This is a genomic window from Achromobacter aegrifaciens, from assembly GCF_902859735.1.
GTDB lineage: Bacteria > Pseudomonadota > Gammaproteobacteria > Burkholderiales > Burkholderiaceae_B > Achromobacter > Achromobacter aegrifaciens.
In genome coordinates this window covers 24,731-46,077 of the sequence record NZ_CADIJY010000020.1, presented here as the reverse complement: position 1 = coordinate 46,077, position 21,347 = coordinate 24,731, and the positions used below count along the sequence as shown (strand labels likewise).

21 protein-coding genes, 1 tRNA gene and 1 riboswitch are annotated in these 21,347 nt (G+C 66.1%); of the genes, 12 read left to right on the top strand and 10 right to left on the bottom strand.

The genetic code is table 11. The features are described from left to right. Positions 1 to 78 precede the first annotated feature (78 nt). The 3 genes from HV766_RS28445 to HV766_RS28435 form a co-directional block, all read right to left on the bottom strand. Positions 79 to 1,260 (bottom strand): ABC transporter substrate-binding protein, encoded by a 1,182-nt coding sequence (locus HV766_RS28445; RefSeq protein ID WP_054456536.1) that lies wholly within the window; start codon positions 1,258 to 1,260, stop codon positions 79 to 81. 175 nt (positions 1,261 to 1,435) lie between these two features. Beyond that, the gene (gene hutG / locus HV766_RS28440; protein WP_175182258.1) at positions 1,436 to 2,239 is read right to left on the bottom strand and encodes an N-formylglutamate deformylase; all 804 of its coding nucleotides are present in this window, start codon (positions 2,237 to 2,239) and stop codon (positions 1,436 to 1,438) included. A gap of 118 nt (positions 2,240 to 2,357) precedes the next feature. Further along, positions 2,358 to 3,311 (bottom strand): LysR family transcriptional regulator, encoded by a 954-nt coding sequence (locus HV766_RS28435; RefSeq protein ID WP_175182257.1) that lies wholly within the window; start codon positions 3,309 to 3,311, stop codon positions 2,358 to 2,360. A gap of 105 nt (positions 3,312 to 3,416) precedes the next feature. On the opposite strand from HV766_RS28435, the gene HV766_RS28430 reads away from it, so the two are divergent. Further along, positions 3,417 to 4,682, top strand: a complete 1,266-nt coding sequence (locus tag HV766_RS28430) for an MFS transporter (protein WP_175162588.1) — start codon at positions 3,417 to 3,419, stop codon at positions 4,680 to 4,682. Here HV766_RS28430 and HV766_RS28425 read toward each other — a convergent pair. Continuing rightward, positions 4,643 to 5,281, bottom strand: coding sequence for a TetR/AcrR family transcriptional regulator (locus tag HV766_RS28425; RefSeq protein ID WP_054456539.1), 639 nt, complete (start codon positions 5,279 to 5,281; stop codon positions 4,643 to 4,645). The two genes, HV766_RS28430 and HV766_RS28425, sit on opposite strands and share 40 nt — an antisense overlap. A gap of 152 nt (positions 5,282 to 5,433) precedes the next feature. On the opposite strand from HV766_RS28425, the gene HV766_RS28420 reads away from it, so the two are divergent. From HV766_RS28420 to HV766_RS28405, 4 genes are read left to right on the top strand one after another with little or no spacing between them, the layout of a single operon-like run. Continuing rightward, the gene (locus tag HV766_RS28420) at positions 5,434 to 6,117 is read left to right on the top strand and encodes a MarC family NAAT transporter (RefSeq protein WP_054456540.1); all 684 of its coding nucleotides are present in this window, start codon (positions 5,434 to 5,436) and stop codon (positions 6,115 to 6,117) included. Next, positions 6,104 to 7,138 carry an Lnb N-terminal periplasmic domain-containing protein gene (locus tag HV766_RS28415; protein WP_175182256.1) on the top strand — a complete coding sequence of 345 codons (1,035 nt, stop codon included), beginning with the start codon at positions 6,104 to 6,106 and terminating at the stop codon, positions 7,136 to 7,138. Before HV766_RS28420 ends, HV766_RS28415 begins: the two co-directional genes overlap by 14 nt. Beyond that, positions 7,135 to 9,039, top strand: a complete 1,905-nt coding sequence (locus tag HV766_RS28410; RefSeq protein ID WP_175162592.1) for an esterase/lipase family protein — start codon at positions 7,135 to 7,137, stop codon at positions 9,037 to 9,039. The genes HV766_RS28415 and HV766_RS28410 overlap by 4 nt, the downstream gene beginning before the upstream one ends. After that, positions 9,039 to 9,257, top strand: coding sequence for a hypothetical protein (locus tag HV766_RS28405; RefSeq protein ID WP_175182255.1), 219 nt, complete (start codon positions 9,039 to 9,041; stop codon positions 9,255 to 9,257). The genes HV766_RS28410 and HV766_RS28405 overlap by 1 nt, the downstream gene beginning before the upstream one ends. Positions 9,258 to 9,304: 47 nt before the next feature. On the opposite strand, the gene HV766_RS28400 is transcribed toward HV766_RS28405, so the two are convergent. Beyond that, on the bottom strand, positions 9,305 to 10,585 hold the full coding sequence (locus tag HV766_RS28400; RefSeq protein WP_054456544.1) for an LLM class flavin-dependent oxidoreductase: 1,281 nt from the start codon (positions 10,583 to 10,585) through the stop codon (positions 9,305 to 9,307). A gap of 174 nt (positions 10,586 to 10,759) precedes the next feature. After that, positions 10,760 to 10,866: riboswitch (TPP riboswitch) on the top strand. Positions 10,867 to 10,973: 107 nt separating this feature from the next. On the opposite strand from HV766_RS28400, the gene HV766_RS28395 reads away from it, so the two are divergent. Further along, entirely contained in the window at positions 10,974 to 12,425 is a 1,452-nt protein-coding gene (locus HV766_RS28395) for a sodium:solute symporter family protein (protein ID WP_119449093.1), read from the top strand. Between the two features lie 47 nt (positions 12,426 to 12,472). On the opposite strand, the gene HV766_RS28390 is transcribed toward HV766_RS28395, so the two are convergent. The 3 genes from HV766_RS28390 to HV766_RS28380 are packed head-to-tail and all read right to left on the bottom strand — an operon-like array spanning position 12,473 to position 16,349. Continuing rightward, positions 12,473 to 13,978, bottom strand: coding sequence for an AMP-binding protein (locus tag HV766_RS28390; protein ID WP_175182254.1), 1,506 nt, complete (start codon positions 13,976 to 13,978; stop codon positions 12,473 to 12,475). Then, entirely contained in the window at positions 13,975 to 15,189 is a 1,215-nt protein-coding gene (locus HV766_RS28385; RefSeq protein ID WP_175182253.1) for a thiolase family protein, read from the bottom strand. The genes HV766_RS28390 and HV766_RS28385 overlap by 4 nt, the downstream gene beginning before the upstream one ends. Positions 15,190 to 15,215: 26 nt before the next feature. Then, positions 15,216 to 16,349 (bottom strand): ABC transporter substrate-binding protein, encoded by a 1,134-nt coding sequence (locus HV766_RS28380; RefSeq protein WP_175162602.1) that lies wholly within the window; start codon positions 16,347 to 16,349, stop codon positions 15,216 to 15,218. Positions 16,350 to 16,470: 121 nt separating this feature from the next. Here HV766_RS28380 and HV766_RS28375 point away from each other — a divergent pair, with 121 nt between their 5' ends. Together HV766_RS28375 and HV766_RS28370 are read left to right on the top strand one after the other, a co-directional pair. Then, a complete protein-coding gene (locus tag HV766_RS28375) occupies positions 16,471 to 17,427 on the top strand; it encodes a LysR substrate-binding domain-containing protein (protein WP_175162604.1) in 957 nt (318 codons plus the stop codon). A gap of 161 nt (positions 17,428 to 17,588) precedes the next feature. Continuing rightward, positions 17,589 to 18,302, top strand: coding sequence for an autoinducer binding domain-containing protein (locus HV766_RS28370; RefSeq protein ID WP_175182252.1), 714 nt, complete (start codon positions 17,589 to 17,591; stop codon positions 18,300 to 18,302). 134 nt (positions 18,303 to 18,436) lie between these two features. On the opposite strand, the gene HV766_RS28365 is transcribed toward HV766_RS28370, so the two are convergent. Next, positions 18,437 to 18,512: transfer RNA gene (locus HV766_RS28365), tRNA-Ala, on the bottom strand. Positions 18,513 to 18,578: 66 nt separating this feature from the next. Next, a complete protein-coding gene (gene xth, locus HV766_RS28360; RefSeq protein ID WP_054456551.1) occupies positions 18,579 to 19,361 on the bottom strand; it encodes an exodeoxyribonuclease III in 783 nt (260 codons plus the stop codon). A 360-nt stretch (positions 19,362 to 19,721) separates the two neighbouring features. On the opposite strand from xth, the gene HV766_RS28355 reads away from it, so the two are divergent. From HV766_RS28355 to HV766_RS28340, 4 genes are all read left to right on the top strand, one after another. After that, on the top strand, positions 19,722 to 20,243 hold the full coding sequence (locus HV766_RS28355) for a sigma-70 family RNA polymerase sigma factor (protein WP_119449087.1): 522 nt from the start codon (positions 19,722 to 19,724) through the stop codon (positions 20,241 to 20,243). A 151-nt stretch (positions 20,244 to 20,394) separates the two neighbouring features. Then, positions 20,395 to 20,643 (top strand): FecR/PupR family sigma factor regulator, encoded by a 249-nt coding sequence (locus HV766_RS28350; RefSeq protein ID WP_175182251.1) that lies wholly within the window; start codon positions 20,395 to 20,397, stop codon positions 20,641 to 20,643. 41 nt (positions 20,644 to 20,684) lie between these two features. Next, complete coding sequence (locus HV766_RS28345; protein WP_217472171.1) at positions 20,685 to 20,888, top strand: hypothetical protein; 204 nt, start codon at positions 20,685 to 20,687, stop codon at positions 20,886 to 20,888. Between the two features lie 200 nt (positions 20,889 to 21,088). After that, on the top strand, positions 21,089 to 21,331 hold the full coding sequence (locus tag HV766_RS28340; RefSeq protein ID WP_054456554.1) for a hypothetical protein: 243 nt from the start codon (positions 21,089 to 21,091) through the stop codon (positions 21,329 to 21,331). Positions 21,332 to 21,347 lie beyond the last annotated feature (16 nt).

Sequence of the window (21,347 nt, the reverse complement as noted above, 5' to 3'; positions counted from 1 at the left end):
ATCCGTCAGGCGGCGCGCAGGGGCGCGCCGGGGGGAAAACCGGTCCACGAGGACCGGCGGGTGCGTCACTCGGCGGCTTCAGCCCGCGCAGGGTTCGAAAACCTGATCCGGCGGGAACACCTTGACGATGTCCATGACGTAGGCGGGCTGCGGCGGCTTGCCCGTGTCCACCACGCCCCACAGGCCGTTCTGCATGGCCTGGTGGTCGCAGGCGCGCATGGTTTTCTTGCCTTCCACGGAGTTGGTGCGCTCGCTGGCGGCAAACGCCTCGACCCACTTTTCCTTGTCCCAGGTGCCGGTCTTGTCGACCACGTCCAGCCACCAGCTCATGCCGTCGTAGGCTTCGCCAGCGGCGGCCGAGGGGAACTCGTTGTATTTCTTGCGGAAAGCCTCGACGAATGCCTTGTTGGCGTCGTTCTCGACGGTGAAGTGATATCTCACGCCGGACTGCACGCCGACCGCGGTGGGGCCGACGCCGGCCGCCATGGTCTCGTCGGCGATCACCGGGCCGAAGATCTTGCGCGTCTTGCCCAGTTCGATCTGGCCGGCCTGCTTGACCATGGTGACGGCGTCCGAGCCCGTCATGAACAGCGCCACGCCGTCGGCGTTGGAGCGCGCGATCTTGTCGGCGATGGAGGAATAGTCGCGATTGCCCAGCGGCGGGAAATCGGCGCCCACGATCTCGATGCCGGCCTTCTCGGCTTCGCGCCGGTACCAGTCCCAGCTGTCGCGCGTGGCCTGGTAGTCGGCCGTCACGCCGTAGATGCGCTTGAGCTTCTGCTCCTTGGAGTAGGCCAGCGCCATGCGCTGCTCCATGCCCAGCGTGTTGGAGGTGCGGAAGGTATAGCGCGAGCCGCCCGGCACCGTGATCTTGTCGTCGGCCGACATGGTGACCAGATGGGGAATCTTGCGCTGCTTGGCGATGTTCATGATGGCCAGCGTGCTGGCCGAGCTGACCGCGCCGAAGATCATCTGCGATCCATCGGAGATCAGGCGGGTGGTTTTCTGCACCGCGGGCTGCGGCTTGGTTTCATCGTCTTCCCAGGTGACCTGGATGGGCTTGCCCAGCACCTTGCCGCCGCGCTGCTCGATGGCGATGGTGACGCCCTTGCGCATGTCTTCGCCAAAGATGCCGTAGGTCCCCGACAGCGAGACCACGCCGCCGATCTTGAACGTGTCGGGATCGGCGGCGCGCGCCCCTGTCGCATACAGGGCGCACAGCGCCAGCGCGCCGCAGGCGGCGTGACTCCATGTCTTCATTTTCTGTCTCCGCGTATTTTTCGTTATGGCTCGTAATGTTTTACGTAGCGCGGTTGAGATACTACGTTTTGGATTGTGATGTGAAAAATTGGGGAATACCCGAGCGCCGAGACAAAAAAAACCGCCCCGAGGCGGCAAGCGCCTGGGGCGGTTCGGGGTGGGGACCGGCTTGCGGTCAGCGCTGGCGCGCTTCGGTCTGTTTCAGCGCCGACTGCACCATGCTTTCGACCAGCGGGATGACCTTGCCCGCCAGGTCGGGGCGATAGGCGTAGGGATGCGTTTCGTCCATGTAGGCGGACTGGCACATTTCCAGCTGGATGGCGTGGACGTTGTCGGCGGGCTTGCCGTAGTGGCGCGTGATGTAGCCGCCCTTGAAGCGGCCGTTCACCGCCCAGGTGTAGGCGGTGTTTTCGCGCAGCCGCTCTTCGACGGGCGCCAGGATGTCGGGCGCGCAGGCCGCGCCGTCGGCGGTGCCGATGTTCAGGTCGGGCAGCTTGCCTTCGAACAGGCGCGGCAGCACGCTGGCGATTGAGTGCGCTTCCCACAGCAGTACGGTGCCGTGCTCGGCCTTGATGCGGTCGATCTCCTCGCACAGCTTGGCGTGGTAGGGCTTCCAGTAGGTCTGCAGCCGGTGTTCGCGTTCCGCGTCGGTCAGGACGGCCTCGTTGCGGTAGAGGGCGTCGCCGCGGAAGGTCTGGGTCGGGCACAGGCCGGTCTTGGTCTGGCCGGGATACAGGCTTTCATCGTTGGGCGGGCGGTTCAGGTCCACCACGTAGCGCGAATAGCGCGCGCCGATGACGGACGCGCCCAGCGCCTCGGCGAACCTGTACAGCGTGTCCAGGTGCCAGTCGGTGTCGCCCGACTGCAGGCCCAGCGGCGTCATCTGCGCGCGCTGCGAGTCGGGGATCATGCTGCCCAGATGGGGAATGGAGATCAGCAGCGGCGCCGTGCCGCGGCTGAATTGGTAGATGTCGCTCAAGTAAAACTCCGGGGGAAATGGCGGGGCGCAGGCAAGGGCATGCCTGGCAGCGTCCCTGGGTGTCCGGTATTGCGCCCGGCGGGGCAATGCCGGCAATCATAGTGGATCGGGCGCGCGCCTATGGCCGCGGCGGCGCGGCGTCGCTGGTCCAGGGCGCGCCGCCGCGCCATCTGTCGGCGATGGCATCGATCAGGACGCGCACCTTGGGCGCCAGGTGGCGCCGGTGCGGATAGACCGCGCACACCGGCGCGCCGGCCGGCGCTACCGATTCCAGTACCGGCGCCAACCGGCCGGCGCGCAGATCCTCGCCCACCAGGAAGGCGCCTAATTGGACGATGCCTTCGCCCGCCAGCGCGGCGTCGCGCAGCGCTTCCGTGTTGCCCAGCCTCAGCCGTCCAGTGACATGAACACTGCGTTCCTGTCCGTTGACGGCAAAGCGCCAGGGCACCAGTGCGCCGGCATGGGTGTAGGCCAGGGTGCGATGGCCAGCAAGGTCATCCGGGCTGGCTGGCGCGCCGTGGCGGGCCAGGTAGCCGGGCGCGGCGCAGGTGATCAGGCGATGCGGCGCCAGCACCCGGCGCACCAGCCGGCTGTCGGTTTCGCCGCCGATGCGGATGGCGACGTCCACGCCGTCACGCACCAGGTCGATGTAGTCGTCGGAAAAGCTGACGTCCGCCTCGACTTCGGGCCAATCGCGCAGGTAGTCGCGCAGCAGCGGCATGATGTGCAGCCGTCCCAGCGATACCGGCAGGTCGATGCGCAGCCGGCCCCGCGGCGCCTGCTTGCGGCTGGCCATGGCGTCGGTGGCGTTGTCCACTTCGGACAGGATGCGCTGCGCATGTTCGTAGAAGACGCGGCCTTCGTCGCTGAGGCTGACGCTGCGCGTGCTGCGGTGGAGCAGCCGCGCGCCCAGGCCCAGTTCCAGGCGCGCGATGCACTTGCCGACGGCCGAACGCGACAGGCCCAGCTTTTCGGCCGCGGCGGTAAAGCTCTGGGTGTCGGCCACGCGCACGAACGCGAGCAGATCGCCGATGTGGTCCAGACGGGCGGCTAGGTAGGATGAATTGCGCACGATTCGTCCCTTGTGTTTATTGGTTTTCCTACTTTATCAGCGAAATGGAAACAGTAGACTGCCCAGGAGTCGGCCCGGCCTGGGCCTTGCCTGGAACCTTTGACCATGACTCGCGGCATTTCCCCTGAAGACCACGCCATCGCTGGCGCTTCGTTTACCGAACCCATGCCTGAGCGCGCTGGCTGGCGTGCGTGGCTGGGCGTGATCGCCGTCGGCCTGGCGACCTTCTGCGTGGTCACCACCGAAATGCTGCCGGTGGGGCTGTTCGTGCCCATTACCGCTGCGCTCGACGTTTCGGTGGGCATGGGCGGCTTCATGCTGTTCGTGCCGGCCATCCTGGCGGCGCTGTTCGCGCCGCTGGTCGTCATCGGCGCGAAGGGGGCGGACCGCCGCGTGATCCTTTGCGGTTTGCTGGCGCTGCTGGCCTGCGCCAACGCGGCCAGCGCCTGGGCGCCCAGCATGGCGTGGTTCCTGGCGGCGCGGGTGCTGGTGGGCTTTTGCATCGGCGGCATCTGGGCGATCGCGGGTGGATTGGCGGGCAGGCTGGTCGGGGCGGGCTCGGTGGGACTGGCCACTTCCGTCATCTTCGGCGGGGTCGCGGTGGCGTCCGTGCTGGGCGTACCGCTGGGCGCCTTCATCGGCGAGCTGGCTGGCTGGCGCGCGGCCTTCGGCGCCATGGCCGCGCTGTGCGCCGCCGTGCTGCTGCTGAATCTGCTGAGCCTGCCGCCGTTGCCCACCGCGCGTTCGCTGCGTCCGCGCCAACTGGTGTCGCAGCTGGCCAATCCGGGCCTGCGGCGGGGTCTCCTGATCACGCTGTTCCTCGTCGCGGGCCATTTCATGGCCTACACCTTCGTCCGTCCGCTGCTGCAGATCCACGCGGCGTTCGGAGAGAACTGGATCGGACCGCTGCTTTTCGCCTACGGCGCGGCGGGTGTGGCGGGCAACTTCCTGGGCGGGACTGCGGCCGCCAGGCGGCCGGCCGCGACGCTGCTGATGATCGCGGTCAGCCTGCTGATGGTCTTGCTGCTGCTGGGCATGCTGGGGCAGTTGCGCCCGGCCGTCGCGGTCTTGCTCTTGCTGTGGGGCCTGGCTTATGGCGCGGTGTCGGTGTCGCTGCAAACCTGGATGATGAAGGCCGCGCCGGATGCCGTGGAAGCCGCCACATCGCTGTTCGTCGCGGTGTTCAACCTGGGCATCGCGGCAGGTTCGCTGCTGGGCGTGCCCAGCGTGGACGCATTGGGGCTGCGGGCCAATCTATGGCTGGCTGCGGCCTGCATGCTCTGGCCGGCGCTGATGCTGGCGCGGGCTGGGTGGGGCGAGTGGCGCGGCGATTACGCGCGGAAGGCGCGCAACAGGGTATCCACCCCGTAGCGGCAGGTGGCCAGATGGTCTGCGTCGGGGCCGTCGGCGCGGCCGCCGGTCAGCCGCGCGTGCGAGGCGATGCCGTTGATCAGGTTGCCCAGGGTACGCGCTGCCAGGCGCGGATCGTCGATGCGCAATTCGCCGCGCGCGCAAGCGCGTGTCAGGCATTGTTCCAGGGGCGCGTGCAGTTGCACTTCCACCGCCTGCCGCAGGGATTCGGCCAGGTGCGGCAGGCGATGCGATTCCGACACGATCAGGCGGTAGAGCGCAGCCGATTTGGGCTGCAGGGCGTAGGTCAGCAGGCGTCGCGCAAGTTCATGCAGAGCGGGACCGACGGGCTGGTCCAGCATGGCGTCGGCGAAGACCGCCGCGCGCATGCCGTTCAATTCGTGCTCCAGCACCGCAACCAGCAGGCCTTCCTTGTTGCCGAATAGCTGGTAGGCGGTGGCCGCCGACCCGCCCGCCTGGCGCACGATGCGCTGGATGGAAGTTTGCGCGTAGCCGTGCTCCAGCAGTGACTGGGTTGCGGCTTCGAGCAGGCGCTCGCGGCGCGCCTCGCCGCGGCTGGTCAGCGCGCGCGGCGCCGTATCGTCTGGAATCGTATTCACTTCATTCCCATGGCCGCGTATCGGTCGCGGACTCTCTTGCACCAGGCGGATGTCTGGTTGAATTTGTGTAATGTATAGTACATTACGCGCTTGCAACATCATCCAAGCAGCTGTGACCCGCCGCAACGCCGGCGCCCGCAGCGCTCATCACCATGATCGACGACCTGGTTCAATTGGGAAAACTGGTCAGCCTGGGGCTGGCCTTGATGCTGCCTCTGGCCAATCCCCTGACCTCCATGACATTGCTGCTGTCCCTGGGCCAGCAGATTCCCTATAAAGAGCGCGAACGCCAGGTCAGGCAGGCCGCCTTTTACGTGGTCGGCATCATGCTGGTCACCTACTACGCCGGCGCCTGGATCATGCATACCTTCGGCATTTCGATCCCGGGGCTGCGCATCGCCGGCGGGCTGATCGTGGCCAGCATCGGCTTCAGCATGGTGTTCCCATCCGCGCCGTCGACCGCCTCCGAGGCCGACGTGGCCGATGCTCAGGCCAATCGGCAGACGCCCAACATCGCCTTCGTGCCGCTGGCGATGCCTGGCACGGCGGGCCCCGGCACCATCGCCATGATCATCAGCGGCGCGGCGACCCTCGATGCCTCGGTGACGCAGACCTATGCGCCCTGGGTGCTGGCGGTGACTCCCATCCTTGTGTTCTCCCTGCTGGGCCTGCTGTTCTGGATATGCCTGCGTTCGGCCGGGCGCATCGTGGCCGTGATCGGGCAGGGCGGGGTGGAAGCCATCTCCCGCATCATGGGCTTCCTGCTCGTGTGCATGGCGGTGCAGTTCGTGATCAACGGCGTTCTGGAAATCGTGCAACAGCATGGCGGCATGTAATCGACCCGGGCGCGGCTGCCTGGCGATCGCCGGACGCGTCATCTTCAGTCTTGTTCTTATCCTGTCCGCGCTGTGGGGCGGTCTGGCGCTGTTCTACCGCATGCCGGGCGGCACAGTGGTGCAAGGCGTAGCGGCGCTGGCCTGGGCCGCGCTGTGCCTGTATGCGGCCGTCGCGCTGTGGCGCGGACGCACGCGGCGATCCGCCTGGACCTGGTTGATCGGCATGGCCGCGCTGTGCGTCTGGTGGCAGACTCTGGCCCCGTCCAACGACCGGATCTGGGCGGACGATGTGGCGCGCACGCTGCGCGGCAGCGTCTCCGGATCCATCGTCACGTTGGACAGCGTGCGCGACTTCGACTGGCAGGCCGATACCGACGCGCGCTACACGGCGCGCTGGGAAAGCCAGCAGTACAACCTGAACGAGCTCGTTTCCGTGGACATGGTCCTGTCGTACTGGGGCAGCCCGGCCATCGCCCACACGCTGGTCTCCTTCGGTTTCACCGACGGCCGTCACGTCGTGTTTTCAGTCGAGATCCGCAAGGAACGCGGCGAGCAGTTTTCCGAGATCGGCGGCTTCTTCAAGCAGTTCGAACTGAGCGTGATCGCCGCGCAGGAGCGCGACATCCTCTACGTGCGGGCCGGGCCGCGCGCCGAACGCGTGTACCTGTATCCCGTCGACATGCCCGTGCCCGCCATGCGCGAATTGTTCTTGTCCTATGTGCGCACCGCGAATGAACTGGCCGACGCGCCGCGCTTCTATCACACGGTGACCGCCAATTGCACGACGCTGGTCTACAGCATGGTGCGCGCCATCGTGCCGGGCCTGCCGATGGATTACCGCATCCTCCTGTCCGGCTACCTGCCGGAATACCTCTACGAACAAGGCGGCCTGGATACCCGCAAGCCGCTGGCCAAGCTGCGCGAACAAGCCTACCTTGGCAAGCCCGCATTGCCGGGCCCCGATCCGGTCGAGTTTTCGCGGGCCATCCGCCAACCGGCATCCGCTGGGGCCGCGCAGTGAGCGGAATCCGGGCGGCCGGCGCGAAGGGCGGCGCGATCCTGGCCCTGCTGCTGTGCGCCGGCTGCGCAGGTGTCAAGGTGTCTTCCGTCAGCACCCAGGACTACATCGCCCAGCGCCGCGGCGACGTGCTCACCACCGGCCAGTTGAGCGCCTCCGCGCGCGAGTCCATGGCCGTGCTGGGCCTGAACGCGCAGGAATGCCGCAAGGATCGCGACGCCTGTACCCGCGCGCTTGCCACCATGGATGGGCTGGACAGCGAACGGCGCCTCTCCACGCTGTCCGAAGTCTGGCTGATGGAGGCGTTGGCCACGGAAAAGCAGCGCCCCGACGGCCAGGCCGGCCAGGACGAGCTGCTGGACGCCTATCTGCAGACGGCGCGGGCCGCCTATGCCTATCTGTTCTTCACGCCGCGCTCGCCCAGCGACCGCGCCTTCGAGGACCGCCAGACCCAGGTGCGCGACTATTACAACTACGCGGTGCAGCAGGCCGTCACGCGCCTGTTCGAGCAGCATCGCGGCCGTCCGCCGGAACCCGGGGCCAGCATGGCGGCGGGACCCTGGCAGGTCGTGGGCGAGATGTCCGATGTCAAGCTGCCCGGCGGCAAGCAGTTTCCGCACGAACTGGTGCCCGCGGCTAACTTGACCTTCCGGGGGCTGCGCAGCATGTACCGGCGCGACGGCTTCGGCGCCGAGTTGGTGGCGGTCACGGCGCGCCGTGTCAACGATGCCGACACCTTCAAGACGCCGTACAGTGAAACGCCGTTTCCGGCAGTGACCGTCATCATGGCTTTTCCCGGCGGCACGCTGGAGGAAGTCATGGCCACGCACAATGCGACCCTGGCGGCCTACGATCCATACAAGCGGGACTCGGTCGAACTGGCCGGCACGAAGGTGCCGCTGGCCGCCAACTTCACGTCGGGCTACGGCCTGTGGCTGGCGCGGTCGGGCTTCGCCACCCAGGCGCTGCGCAACGTGCTGGGCAAGGAAGAGGGCATCGAGGCGCCGCACGTATACCTGTTACAGCCCTACGACCCGGACCGGCGCACCGTCGTCATGCTGCACGGTCTGGCGAGCAGCCCCGAGGCCTGGATCAACGTCGCCAACGAGGTGCTGGGCGATGAAACCCTGCGCCAGAATTACCAGATCTGGCAGGTCTATTACCCGACCAACACGCCGCTGGCGCTGAACAACCGCGCCATCCGCGATGCGCTGCGCCAGACGATCGAGCATTTCGATCCCATGGGGGCGGCGCAAGCTTCACGCGATGCCGTTATCATCGGGCACAGCATGGGGGGCGTGCTGAGCCGGCTGCTGGTATCCTCGTCCGGCACCGTGCTCTGGGACGCATTGCGCGACCACGCCAAGCTGGACGAGACCCGCCTGGCCGAGGCGCATGCTGAATTCGACCCGGTGCTGAGCTTCGAGCCATTTCCCGGCATCTCGCGCGCGGTGTTCATCGCGGCGCCGCACCGGGGTACGCCATTTGCCGAGAACACTTTGTCGCGTTGGCTGTCCAACCTGATCACGCTGCCTGTGACCGTAGTCAGGCAGTTCGCCAAGCTCAACAGGCTGGCCGACGCCGATGGGCCGCCCCGGCCAGAAACCTCGATCCGGGTGCCCAATGGCGTGGACAACCTGAGCGAAAAGGACCGATTTGTGAAACTGACCGAGTCCATGCCGATTTCGCCGGCGGTGCGCTACCACAGCATCATTGCGAACAATACGCCCGGCGTCCCGCTGGCGGATTCGGACGACGGGCTGGTGCCGTACCGCAGCGCGCATCTGGACGGAGCCGAGTCCGAGAAGATTATTCCGTTCTCGCACAGCGTGCAGGAGACGCCGCAGGCGATCCTGGAGCTCAGGCGCATTCTGCGGCTTCAGCTGGAACAGGGAGCGCGCTGATGCACGGGTTGTTGTTCGGCCTGCTGGGCGCCGCCGCCGGTATCTTGATCGCGGCGCTGTTGCGCCAGCCGGGCGTACTGCTCTATGACTGGATCGCGACGCGCGCAGCGGCCAGGCGCCAGGCCACTTTCCGCAAACGCCAGGCCCTGATCGTCGAGGCAGCCGCGCGCGATGCCGCGAAGGCCAAGCACAGGCGGCCTGTCACGCAAGCCGGATAATCCTGCGCGCAGGAACGAAATGGCCGGCCAGGGGCCGCTGCGCCGGCCTATCGGGATTCCAGCCCCAGGTGCCCGCGCAGCGTGCGGTGCTGGTACTCGGTGCGGAACAAACCCCGGCGTTGCAACACCGGAATCACTTGCTCGACGAAATCGTCGATGCCTCCGGGCAGGGAAGGCGGCATCAGGTTGAAGCCGTCGGCGCCTTCGTTGCGGTACCAGTGTTCCATCCTGTCGGCGATCTGTTCGGGCGTGCCCACCATGGTGCAGTGGCCGCCGCCGGCCGCCAACCTTCCGAGCAACTGGCGCACGGTGGGCTTTTCGGTTTCGATGATGCGCAGGATGGTGGCGTAGCGGCCCTTGGGGCCGGTGAATTCGGCCAGGGGCGGCAGGGTGGGGACGGGCGCGTCCAATTCCCAGGCGGAGCAATCCTGCAGCACGAACATGCCCAGTTGGCGCAGCGACGCGTCGCTGGGCAGCAGCGTGTCCAGTTCGCGCTGCTTGGCCCGGGCTTCGGCCTCGGTCGAGCCCACGTAGGTGACCAGGCCCGGCATGATGGGCACGAAATCCGGGCGTCCGGCGGCCAGCACGCGCCGCTTGATGTCGCGGTAGTAGGCCTGCGCCGCGGGCAGGTCGTAGGCGACGGCGTAGATCGCTTCGGCGCGCCGCGCGGCCAGATCGCGGCCCTGGTCCGAGGCGCCGGCCTGGAACAGCACCGGGCGGCCTTGCGGCGGACGCGGCACCGTCAGGGGGCCATCGACCAGGAAATGCTCGCCATGATGGCCGATCTTGTGCACGCGCGCAGGCACGCCATAGTCGCCGGCGCGATCGATGGCCAGGGCATCCGCGTCCCAAGAGTCAAACAGCTTCAATGCGACGTCGACGAACTCCTCGGCGCGCGCATAGCGCCAGTCGTGCCCCGGCATGGACTCGTAGCCGTGGTTGCGCGCTTCGGCGTCGAACATGGACGTGACCACGTTCCAGCCCATGCGACCGCCCGAAATATGGTCCAGCGAGGCCACCATGCGGGCTGCGTGAAAGGGCGTGAAGAAGGTGCTGGAGACCGTGCTGATCAGGCCGATGCGGGAGGTGGCGCGCGCAATCGCGGCCATGGCGGTCAGCGGTTCCAGGTGCCAGCGCGGGCCGTCGCCGATGTTGTCGACCGATTGTCCGTCGGCAAAGAAAATGGCATCCAGCTTGCCGCGTTCGGCGGTGCGCGCCAGTTCCTCGTAATAGGCGATGTCGCCCAGCCGCTCGGCGGCCGAATCCGGATGGCGCCAGGCGGCGCGATGGTGGCCGCAGCCGAAGATGAACAGGTTCAGATGCAGCATGGCGATCCTGCCCGGGCAGGGGCGGTAAAAGGCGCGATAGGCATGGTCAGGCTCTACGATTGCGGCGGCGGACAGGAAAACTGCCGCCGCACGCGGGCGAACTTAGCACAAAAGCCGTGGGCGGTCGTCCGTGCCTGGCGCGTTGACATTGCCGTGCCGCTCTCCTAATCTTGCGGCAATTCCTGGGGGAGCCCTGCAAGGGCTGAGATTCCGCGGCATCGCGGTAACCCTTTGAACCTGATCCGGGTAATGCCGGCGAAGGGAAGGACATCGCGCAGTCCGCGCGCCCTCCCTAGACTTTCATTCATCTTGCGGCCTGCGCACCAGCGTGGCGGGGCCGCCGCGTTGCGCGTCCGGCTGTCCGCCGGCAGCGGGAGGACCGATACCCATGTTGACCCAATCAACCGCCCTGATGTGGCTGCTGCTGTTTTCGGGCGGCTTTGCCGTGGCCAGCGTGCTGTACACCCGCCGCAAGCGCGGCACGCTGGAAGACTACATCGTCGCCCGCAACAGCCAGGGCGCCTTCGGCACCATCCTGACGCTGATGGCCTCGACCCTGGGCGCCTGGATCCTGTTCTCGCCGGCGCAGGCGGCGACCTGGGGCGGCCTGGCTGCGGTCATCGGCTACGCGCTGGGATCGATGTCGCCGCGCCTGGTCATGATTCCGCTGGGACGGCGCATGCGCGAACTGATCCCCCACGGCCACACCCTGACGGAGTTCCTGATGGCGCGCTACGGCCGGCCCATGTACGGCCTGGCGCTGTTCATCATGCTGTTCTATCTCTTCATTGCGCTGTCGGCCGAAGTCACGGCGATCGCCAAGCTGGTCACCATGCTGGCGCCGGTGCCGCTATGGGCCACGGCCGCCATCGTGATGGGCACCACCTTGCTCTACACCACCTACGGCGGCCTGCGCTCGTCCATCTTCACGGACCAGGTGCAGATGATGGTGATCGTGCCCCTGCTGGTGATCCTGTGCCTGGTCGGCTGGCAAGCCGCGGGCGGGGCCATGCCCACCATCGAAGCGCTACAGGCCAAGGCGCCGCAGTTGCTGGACCTGACCGATCCGGTGGGCATCAAGGCGGGGCTGACCTTCTTCGTCGCCATCCTGCTGACCGGAATATTCCACCAGGGCAACTGGCAGCGCATCTATGCCGCCCGCGACGCGCGCTCCATGCGCAACGGTTTCCTGCTGGGCGGCCTGCTGGTCGCGCCCTTCATCTTCCTCATGGGATTGTTCGGCCTGGCCTTCGTCGGCCTGGCGCCGCAGGGAGACAGCTCCATCGCGCTCTTCAGCGTCATCATGCCGCATGCCCCCGCATGGTTCGTGATTGCGCTGATTCCATTGGGGCTGTCGCTGGTCATGAGCACCGCCGACACGGCGATCAGCGCCGTCTCCAGCATCATCGCGGTCGACATGCGCCGCCTGATGCCCAACGCCAGCTCCATGACCATGAAGCGGCTGGCGCGCTGGCTGGTGCTGTTGATGGCCATTCCGGTCATGATCGTGGCCTCGCAAGGCTACAGCGTGCTGTACCTGTTCCTGCTGGCCGACTTGCTGTGCTCCGCAGCCGCCTTCCCGGTCTTCTACGGATTGTTCAGCCGCAAGCACGACGGCCTCACCGCCACCGTCGCCACCATCTCCGGCTTGGCGGCCGGCCTGTTCTACTTCCCGGCGCCGGGCGACAAGCCCTCGTTCCTGCTGGAGTCCTTCCTGCTGGCGGCGGTGGTGCCGGTGGTGACGACCGTGCTGATGCGCTGCCTGTTGCGCGGCCGCAAGGAGTTCGATTTTTCGACGCTGAGCGCGGCGGTGCGCCGGCTGGATCGGGATCCCGTCTAGGCGCCCGCTTTGCAGCGCGGCGCTTTTCAGCGAGCGCCGCGCTGCGTTCATGGCGCGCGCAGCGCCTTCTTGTCCACCTTGTTGGCGCCCGTGTAGGGCAGGGCGTCGAGTATGCAGATGACCGCCGGCACCTTGTAGCGCGCCAGATTCGATTGGCAGTGCGCGATCAGCCCGGCTTCGTCGATTGCCGCGCCCGGCCGCAGGACGACGAAGGCGCGGATGACCTCGCCGCGGTAGCTGTCGGGCCAGCCCACCGCCGCGGCTTCGGCCACGTCGGGATGCAGGTACAGCACTTCGTCGACCTCGCGCGGGTAGACGTTGTAGCCGCCGGAAATCACCAGATCCTTCTTGCGGTCCCGGATGTACAGGAATCCGTCCTCCGCGAATTCGCCGATGTCGCCCGTGTACAGCCAGCCGTCGCGCAGGGTTTCAGCGGTAGCGTCGGGCCTGGCCAGATAGCCTTGCATGATCTGCGGCCCCCGCGCGCGGATTTCGCCGCGCTGGCCGGGCGCCAGCACGACCGTGCCTGTTTCCAGGTCGACCACCTGCACCTCGGTGCGCGCGACGGGCGTGCCAACCGAGCCATGGCGGGTTCCGGCCGGGCCGTTGTAAGTCAGGATGGGGCCGGCCTCGGTCTGGCCATAGCCTTCGTAGATCGGCGCGCCTACCGCAGCTTCCCAGCGCCGGTGCACCTCTTCGGCCAGCGGCGCGGAACCGGAATAGCAGGCCCGCACGCTGGACCAGTCGGTGCCGCCAAAGCGCGGATGCGACAGCAGGCCGGTATAGATCGTGGGGCTGCCCGGAAACAGCGTGATACGCTCGCGCTCCACCGCGTCGCAGACGTCGTCGGGCCGGTAGCGCGGCAGCACCACCAGCGTGGCCGCCGCGCTGGCGGCCAGGAACAGGCCCATGGCCATGCCATAGGAATGGAATAGCGGCATGGCGCAAAGCACGCTGTCGGCGCCGTAGCGGGTGGGCAGCGCCAGTTCCCGCTGCAACACATTGGTGGCGATGGCGTCGCGTCCGAGGATCACGCCCTTGGGATGTCCGGTCGTGCCGCCGGTGTATTGCAGCAGGGCCGGCGCCTGGGCCTCGGCATCGTCCAGCGGCGCATCGTCCATGCCAGGCTCCAGCCACGCACGGGCTTCGTCTTCCGCGACCAAGCGGATGCCCAGCGCCGCAGCCAGCGGCGCCGCAACGGCGATGGACGCGGCATCGGCAATCAGCAGCGCGGGCTGCGCGTCGCGCAGGATGAATTCCAGTTCGCGCGCCGTATAGAGCGGATTGAGCGGCACATGCTGGTTACCGGAGCACTGCAACGCCAGCGTCACCACACAGGCCAGGTCCGAATTGCCCAGCAGGGTTGCGATCCGCGCGCCGGACACCGTACATGCTTGCAGACGGCGGGCCGTCGCACAGACTTCGGCGGCGTAGCGCCGGTAATCGACGCGCCGCGCGCCGCAGACCAAGGCCGTGCGTTCGGGCCAGTCGCGCACCGCGCGGGCCAGCAGCGCGGGAATGCGCAGGACGCCTTCGAGGCTGGATTGGCTCATCGTGCAGCTCCGCCAGCGTCCACGCGCAGGACCACTGCCATTGCACTGTCGCCGGCCGCGCAGCCCGTGAAGAGGCCCAGTCCGCCGCCGCGCTCGGCCAGTTCCTCGATAAGCTCGATGACGGACCGCAGGCCGGTCGGGCTTTGGGGATGGCCCCACACCAGCGAGCAGCCATAGTTGTTCATGGCCATGACGTCCAACCCCGTGGCGCGCGCCAGCGCGATGTCGGAGACCACGAAGGGATTGTGCGTCTTCACCGCATGCAGGTCGGCCGCGGCCAGGCCGGCGCGTTGCAGCGCATGGCCGGCGGCTTCGATGGGCGCCTGCGGCATGTAGCCCTTTTCGGTGCGCGACTGGCCGAAGCCCAGTATCTCGATGCCGATTTCAGGACGTTGCGACAACTCACGCGCACGTTCGGCGGTTGCCAGAATCATGCCGGCGTTGCCGTCGGCCGGATGCGTCTGCCCGCCATAGGTAATGGTGCCGCCGGGCAGCACGGGTGCCAGCCGCGCCAGACCCTCCGCCGTCGTCGCGTGGATGCCTTCATCGCCTTCCAGCACCGATGCGGTCTTGGCGTAGCGCGCGTCGGGCACCTGGAAGGGCAGCGTCATGTAGCGCTGCTGGAACCGGCGGTCGTCGGCGCAGGCCTGCGCATATTGCTCGTAGCGGCGCAGCGTGACCGCATTCTGCTCGTCCGTGGAAATGCCGTGGCGCTCGGCCACGCGCTCCCCGGTCTGCAGCATGGACAGGCCGCTCCAGGGATCGTGAGAAAAATTGTCCAGCACCCAGTTTTCATGCGCGCCGGAGCCACCCGGGCCGGCGGGATCGGGATGGTAGAGCTGCGGTCCGTTGGACACGCGGTCGGCCATGAGGACCAGCGAGGTCTCGGCGTTGCCGAGCATGAGTTCGGCCGCGGCCGTGGCCAGGCCCCGCGCCGAGGTGGCGCAAGCCTGCGAAACCACCGGCCCCGCCAGATGGGGCGCGCCGAGCATGCCGGCCACCCAGGGCAAGCCGTAGAACGAGCCCTGCTGCGGCACCGAGCAGCCCAGCACCGCGCTTTGCAACGCCGCGGGCGCGATGCCGCGGCGTTCCAGTTCGCGGCTCGCGGTCCAGGCCGCGAAACGCAGGCTGTGCAGGCGTGACAGGCTGCCCTGCCAGCGCGAGAAAGGCGTGCTCCAATACGCGCCATAAGGAATGTGTACGCCGGTCATGCGGACTCCTGCTGCAAATGGGCGGCTTACGGCAGGAACTGCCAGGCGCCCGAACGGGCCTGCATCAGCACGACGCCGCGCTCGTCCAGGCCGTTGTGGTTGGTGGGCGACATCATGTAGATGCCCTGTGTGCCGACGGTGCCCTGCAGGCTTTCCAGGGCGTCGCGCAGCGCCTGGCGGAAGGCCGGGGTGCCAGGCTGGGTGCCCGCCGGAATCTTGGCCACGGCCGCGTCCAGCAGCAGATAGGCGTCGTAGGTATATGGCGCGAAGGCGTTGCGAGAGTCGGCGCCGTAGGTCGATTCATACTGCTGGGCGTAACGCGTGGCGACCGGCTTGATCGGGCTGTCCGCGGGCAGCTGTTCCACCACCTGCACGGGCCCGCTGGGCACGATCACGCCATCGACTCCCTTGCCGCCGAGCTTCAGGAAATCCTTGTTGATCACACCATGCGTGTTGTACTGAACGCCCTGATAGCCGCGTTCGCGCAACGACAGATGGGGCAGGGCGCCCGGCGTGCCCGAGCCCCCGACCAGCACCGCGCCCGGATTGAGGGCGACGATCTTCAGCACCTGCGCCGTGACCGAGTTGTCGGTGCGCGCATAGCGTTCGTTGCTGAGCACCTTGATGCCGCGCTTGGCGGCCGATTCCTGCAAGGCGCGGTAGACAGCGTCGCCCCAGGCGTCCGAAAACCCGATGTAGGCCACGCTCTTCACGCCGCGCTTGACCATGTCGGCGGTCAGCGAGTCCACCATGAGGTCTATGCCGTGGGCCACCACGAAGATCCATTCGGCGCGGTCCGGGCTGACCGCGATGGGTGCCAGCGAGAGTTGCGGCGTGCGGGCTTCGCGGGCGACTTCCGTGACCGCCATCGAGGTTGGCACGTTGCTCGGGCCGATGATGGCGTCCACCTTGTTTTCGGTGATCAGCTTGCGCGCGGTCCTCACCGCGGACGATGGATCGGTCGCATCGTCCAGCGCGATGTACTCCACCGGCTGGCCGCCCAGCGTCTTGGGCAGGAGCGGCACGGTGCTGCGGTACAGCGAACCCATGGAGGCTCCGGGTCCGGTGCTGCTGGCGATCACGCCAATGCGGATGTCGGCGGACGCAGCGGCAGGCGCCAGGGCGCAGGCCAGCGCCAGCGCGGCAAGACGATGAAACATGGCTATTCCCCTTTTTTGAATATCGCCCGACTAGCGGGATGCCCCCAGTATGGGCGTGTCGGCGATAACTGGATAATTGCGGTTCCTTATCAATCGATAACCAACTCACCGACCGCATTCCATGCCGGACATCCCCACTCTGCAGCAGCTGCGATCGCGCCTGCGCATCCGCCACCTGGTCTTGCTGGACGAGCTGGGACGGGTCGGCAATCTGCACCGGGCAGCCGAAGCCATGCACCTCAGCCAACCCGCGCTGAGCAAGCTTCTGGGCGAGGCCGAGGCGCTGGCAGGGCAGCCCTTGTTCGAGCGTTCGCATCACGGCGTCGCCCCGACCGCGCTGGGCCTGCTGATGATCGATCGCGCGCGTCTGCTGCTGAATGAGCTGGACGCCACGCACGCCGAACTCGCGGCGGCCGCCAACGGCGCGACCGGCAAAGTCCGGGCAGGCATTTTTCCGGTGGTCGCGCACCTGCTGGTGCCGCTTGCGGTGCAAGGCCTGCAAGAAAGCCATCCAGCTCTGCGCATAGAGCTGTCCGAGGGCCTGGAAAAGCAGTTGCTGCCCGCCTTGCGTGCGGGCGAGCTGGACTGCGTCGTGGGACGGCTGGGGGTGGAGGGTGCGGACGCGGATCTGCAATGCGAGATCCTTTACGACGAGGCTACCGCGGTCGTCTGCGGCCCCGCCCATCCGCTGGCCTCGCGCAGCCGCCTGAGCGGCGCCGCGCTGGACAACTGCCGCTGGGTGCTGCCGTCGCGCAACGCCGCGCTCTACAGCATGGTCGCCGCCGCCGTCTCGGCGCGCGGCGCAGGCTTTCCGCAGGTAGCCATCGAATCCAGCGCCATCCTGACCATCGTCTCGTTGTTGCAGCGGACCTCGCTGCTGTCGGCCATCCCGCTGCGTGTGGCGCGCTCTCTGGCGGCAAACGGGCAACTGGCCATCCTGCCGCTGGCCTTGCAGGCGCGGCTGCATCCCGTGGGCATCATGACGCGGCGAGATGCGCGCGCCGCGGCTGCGGCATCGTTGTTCCTGGATGCGCTGCGAGTCGCTGCGACGACGGTGCGCGCCGACGCAAGCGTTTGAATGCCGGCAGTCAATAAATAAAATATAAACAAGTAATCATATTTGTTTATATTTTGAAATATTTCAGGAGTTTAACTATATTGCGACAGCGGCCATTTCTTGATTTCAGCCGTGCGATTTTCAAATGATTGCGATGCAAATGCACGGGGACGGAATTCAGAATGAAGCGGTGGGCACAAGACCTTCTATTGGCGACTAATAGCGCAACCACTGAGCAAGCTGTTTTCACGAAGGTGGCAGCCGCTGCATTGGATTTGGGGTTTACTTATTGCGGGTATGCAGTGGGGACGGCCTTGCCGTTTACCAACCCTCAGGTCGTCATGATCAGCAATTATCCGACTGTGTGGCAGGAGCGCTACGCACAGGCGCGTTACGTGGAAGTCGACCCTACCGTAAAACACTGCAGCCAGTCTGCGCTGCCTATCGTCTGGTCGGAGAGGGTATTTGCCGAAACGCCAGAGCTTTGGGACGAGGCGCAGGCAGCCGGGCTTTGTGTGGGATGGGCCCAGTCGAACCTGGACGCGTACGGAACCGGCGGAATGCTGACGCTGGCCAGGCAGAAGGAGCAACTCTCCGATGAGGAACTGCTCAGCAAGGAATTGCGCATGCGATGGCTGGTGACCGTTGCGCACCTGGCGCTCAGCAGGGTCTTGCTGCCGCGATTTAAATTAACGCCGGATACTCCGCTGACGCGCCGCGAGACCGAAATTCTAAAATGGGCGGCGGACGGCAAGACCAGCAGCGACGTGTCCGAAATACTGGCGATTGCCGAGTCGACGGTCAGATTCCATACGAAAAACGCCATTTCCAAGCTCGGCGCCCGGAATCGGACCGCAGCCGTCGCTCGCGCCGCGTTGCTCGGACTTCTACGATAAGTGGGCGGCGCCTTGGCAGCCAGTCGATTTCCGCACGTTGCGGGATCGAGATTCGGCAGATGCCGGAACCCGGCGCATAAAGCAAGACAGGGCACTACATCGTTAAATGTAGCGCCCTGTCTTGGCGGGAATTTTGGTGGAGCGGAGGAGGATCGAACTCCCGACCTTCGCATTGCGAACGCGACGCTCTCCCAGCTGAGCTACCGCCCCAATGAAGCAAGACCAAGACTATACAGGAATGTTCTTGGCCTGCGCAATATGCTGCCGAACAAAAAATCAGGCGAATGCCAAGGTCGCAACGACCGGGGCGTGATCGGACGGTTGTTCGTTGCGGCGCGGCTCCTTGTCGATGACGCAGGCGGTGCAGCGCTTGACCAGCGGCGCGGACAGAAGGACATGATCGATGCGCAGGCCGGCATTGCGGCGGAACGCGAACTGGCGGTAGTCCCACCAGCTGAAGGATTTCTCCGGTTGCTCGAAAAGGCGGAAGGAATCCGCCAGTCCCAGGTCGAGCAGGGCGCCGAAAGCCTTGCGCTCCGGCTCGGACACCAGCACCTGGCCTTCCCATTTTTCGGGGTTGTGCACGTCTTCGTCGGCCGGCGCGACGTTGTAGTCGCCCAGCACGGCCAGCCGCGGATACTGCTTGATCTCGTCGGCCAGCCAGGCTCGCATGGCTTCGAACCAGTCCAGCTTGTAGGCGTACTTGTCCGAACCCACCGACTGGCCATTGGGGCAGTAGGCGCAGACCACGCGCACATCGCCTTCAGGGCTGGGGAAAGTCAGCGCCAGGACGCGCTGCTGCGGATCCTCATACCCGGGAATGTTGCGCACCATCGACGTGCCGGGCACGCGCGAAATGATGGCGACGCCGTTATAGGTTTTCTGGCCCGCCCAGACGGCGTGGTAGCCGGCTTCGGTGAAGGCGGCCTCGGGGAACTTGTCGTCCGTGAGCTTGAGTTCCTGGATGCACAGCACGTCGACGGGATTGGCTGCCAGCCAGTCGAGCACCTGCGGCAGGCGCACATTCAGGGAGTTCACGTTCCAGGTGGCTAATTTCATGGTTTTTGTAGACCGTTCATTCATGCGGCTTGCGGCGGCGTCGCCTGCCACGGTCCCGGTTCCAGTTAATCATCTGGCCATACATCCGGGGCGTGGTCGGCGGTCGCCGGGGGCAGACGCAGATGATACCGTGGCCGCGCCGCTCGAGCCGGCGGGCTGTCCATTCTGAAGTTGACGTAGAGGCTTTCGAGGCTTCGTGCCGCAAGCAATCTGGAGCAGATTCGAATCCCTGTAAAAAGCGCCAGGTTAGGGCGAAAACGAGGGCGCGGCGATAGACATTCGATTTTTCATTAATGATAATTTTTCGCAATAGATTGAGTTATTACAAGTCACCATAAATCTTTGCGCGGAGGCGCTTCAATGTCCATGGGTACGCAGGGAGTGGGGCTTGGAGACATATTCATTGCGCATCGGGCGCAGCTTCGTCGCATCGCGCAAAGAATCGTGGGCACGCCGGAGATCGCGGACGAAGTCACGCAAGACGCCTACCTGAAACTCATGGAAGGGGCATGCGCGCGCGATGTCAGCAAACCTTATAGCTATTGTTGCCAAGTGGTCCGCAATCTGGCGTTGGACCACTGTCGCCGTCAGGCCGTCGAATCTACGTATCGCATCTATACCGACGACGGGGAGTTGCCGCAGGTCGCCGGCGGCTGCGTGCCGGACCGGCGCTTCCAGGAGCGGCAGGTGATCGATGCCATTGACCAGATCCTGGGCACCTTGCCGCCCAGGACGCGGCGCGCCTTCGAACTCTACAGGCTCGGCGGTTTGACGCAGCGGGAGGTTGCGCGGCAAATGGGCTGCTCAGCCACGCTTGTGAACTTCATGCTCCGGGATGCCACCGAGGCCGTCGCCAGCTGCCGCGATTTGCTGGAGGCCTGAGCCCGCAGGCATCAGGCTGCGCAGTTGCCCCTTGGGCCAGGTGGGCGCAGGCATGCGGTTTGGACAGCGTGTCGTCCCTCAGAGAGGTTATCGTGGATAACCTTTTCCTTTACCATAGCGCCAACCAGCCTTTTAGCCCCCAAGGTAGCCTATGGGCGATGACATCAATTCGAAGCAAGACCCGGTCTGGGATGTTGCCTGGTCCTGGGTGCTGCGCCAGCACGAGCACGATAGTTTCGATGCAACCCACGAAGCCGAGCTGGTGCAATGGCTCGCCGCCGATGCGGCACATCGCCAGGCCTACGACAAGGCTGGCCGCTTGTGGTTGATGGCGGGTCTGGTTCCTTCCGCGAACGATATCGATGTTCCGGGCGCCGAGGACCTCGGCGGCAAGGCCTAGTTTTCAGGCCTGTTCTCGCCACGTCTGCCTCCATTGACGCCATGCCGCCATGCGCGGCTTGCATCTCCTTCCCCGCAGCAAACTCGATCAGCGCGGCGGTGCTGGTGATCTCCCACGACGACCGCTATTTCCATCTGGCCGACCGCCTGATACGGATGGAGAATGGCCAGATCGTGGCAATCGAAACGCTGGTTGCGCGCGATCCGGCGACCTTGGCGCCCGCCGAGCTGGCTGCCGCGCAATGAGAGGCAGCCGTTCCTCGGCGCCACCCAGATAGTTTATGTGTGAATTTTTATTTCCACCCTGCGTGGCGTGCTCAGCCAGGGATGATTGCTCCGCGCCGCTGGCGGGGAATACACAAAATGTTCTATTTTTTGCGGTTTTCTAATGCCTGAGAATTGACCCGGCGTCTACGCTCCCTACAGTTCCCTGAACGGAGAGGAGTATGAAGCCCCTTGATTTGGATCAGGTTTCTCCTGGTGTGGCCGTCATGCCTGGCGTCCCCATCGTCGGCTGGTTGCTGGACGGGCCGCAACCCGAGTTCACCGATGTCGTCAGCGTCGCCCGCCAATGGATGGCGGACGGGCAGCGCGTGTCAGAAGTGGTGCGGGCGCAGGACTACCGCGCAACGCCCGCGGGGCCTGGGCACATCCTGATGCGCGCCTGCGCCATCGCGGGCCAGCGTTGAGGCGCCGGGGAGAAAA

What these genes read in the sequence shown, in the direction of transcription:
- HV766_RS28445 (WP_054456536.1), bottom strand. Translation starts at nt 1,260, where the DNA reads ATGAAGACATGGAGTCACGCCGCCTGCGGCGCGCTGGCGCTGTGCGCC.
- HV766_RS28430 (WP_175162588.1), top strand. Translation starts at nt 3,417, where the DNA reads ATGACTCGCGGCATTTCCCCTGAAGACCACGCCATCGCTGGCGCTTCG.
- HV766_RS28420 (WP_054456540.1), top strand. Translation starts at nt 5,434, where the DNA reads ATGATCGACGACCTGGTTCAATTGGGAAAACTGGTCAGCCTGGGGCTG.
- HV766_RS28415 (WP_175182256.1), top strand. Translation starts at nt 6,104, where the DNA reads ATGGCGGCATGTAATCGACCCGGGCGCGGCTGCCTGGCGATCGCCGGA.
- HV766_RS28405 (WP_175182255.1), top strand. Translation starts at nt 9,039, where the DNA reads ATGCACGGGTTGTTGTTCGGCCTGCTGGGCGCCGCCGCCGGTATCTTG.
- HV766_RS28400 (WP_054456544.1), bottom strand. Translation starts at nt 10,585, where the DNA reads ATGCTGCATCTGAACCTGTTCATCTTCGGCTGCGGCCACCATCGCGCC.
- HV766_RS28395 (WP_119449093.1), top strand. Translation starts at nt 10,974, where the DNA reads ATGTTGACCCAATCAACCGCCCTGATGTGGCTGCTGCTGTTTTCGGGC.
- HV766_RS28390 (WP_175182254.1), bottom strand. Translation starts at nt 13,978, where the DNA reads ATGAGCCAATCCAGCCTCGAAGGCGTCCTGCGCATTCCCGCGCTGCTG.
- HV766_RS28385 (WP_175182253.1), bottom strand. Translation starts at nt 15,189, where the DNA reads ATGACCGGCGTACACATTCCTTATGGCGCGTATTGGAGCACGCCTTTC.
- HV766_RS28380 (WP_175162602.1), bottom strand. Translation starts at nt 16,349, where the DNA reads ATGTTTCATCGTCTTGCCGCGCTGGCGCTGGCCTGCGCCCTGGCGCCT.
- HV766_RS28375 (WP_175162604.1), top strand. Translation starts at nt 16,471, where the DNA reads ATGCCGGACATCCCCACTCTGCAGCAGCTGCGATCGCGCCTGCGCATC.
- HV766_RS28370 (WP_175182252.1), top strand. Translation starts at nt 17,589, where the DNA reads ATGAAGCGGTGGGCACAAGACCTTCTATTGGCGACTAATAGCGCAACC.
- xth (WP_054456551.1), bottom strand. Translation starts at nt 19,361, where the DNA reads ATGAAATTAGCCACCTGGAACGTGAACTCCCTGAATGTGCGCCTGCCG.
- HV766_RS28355 (WP_119449087.1), top strand. Translation starts at nt 19,722, where the DNA reads ATGTCCATGGGTACGCAGGGAGTGGGGCTTGGAGACATATTCATTGCG.
- HV766_RS28350 (WP_175182251.1), top strand. Translation starts at nt 20,395, where the DNA reads ATGGGCGATGACATCAATTCGAAGCAAGACCCGGTCTGGGATGTTGCC.
- HV766_RS28345 (WP_217472171.1), top strand. Translation starts at nt 20,685, where the DNA reads ATGCCGCCATGCGCGGCTTGCATCTCCTTCCCCGCAGCAAACTCGATC.
- HV766_RS28340 (WP_054456554.1), top strand. Translation starts at nt 21,089, where the DNA reads ATGAAGCCCCTTGATTTGGATCAGGTTTCTCCTGGTGTGGCCGTCATG.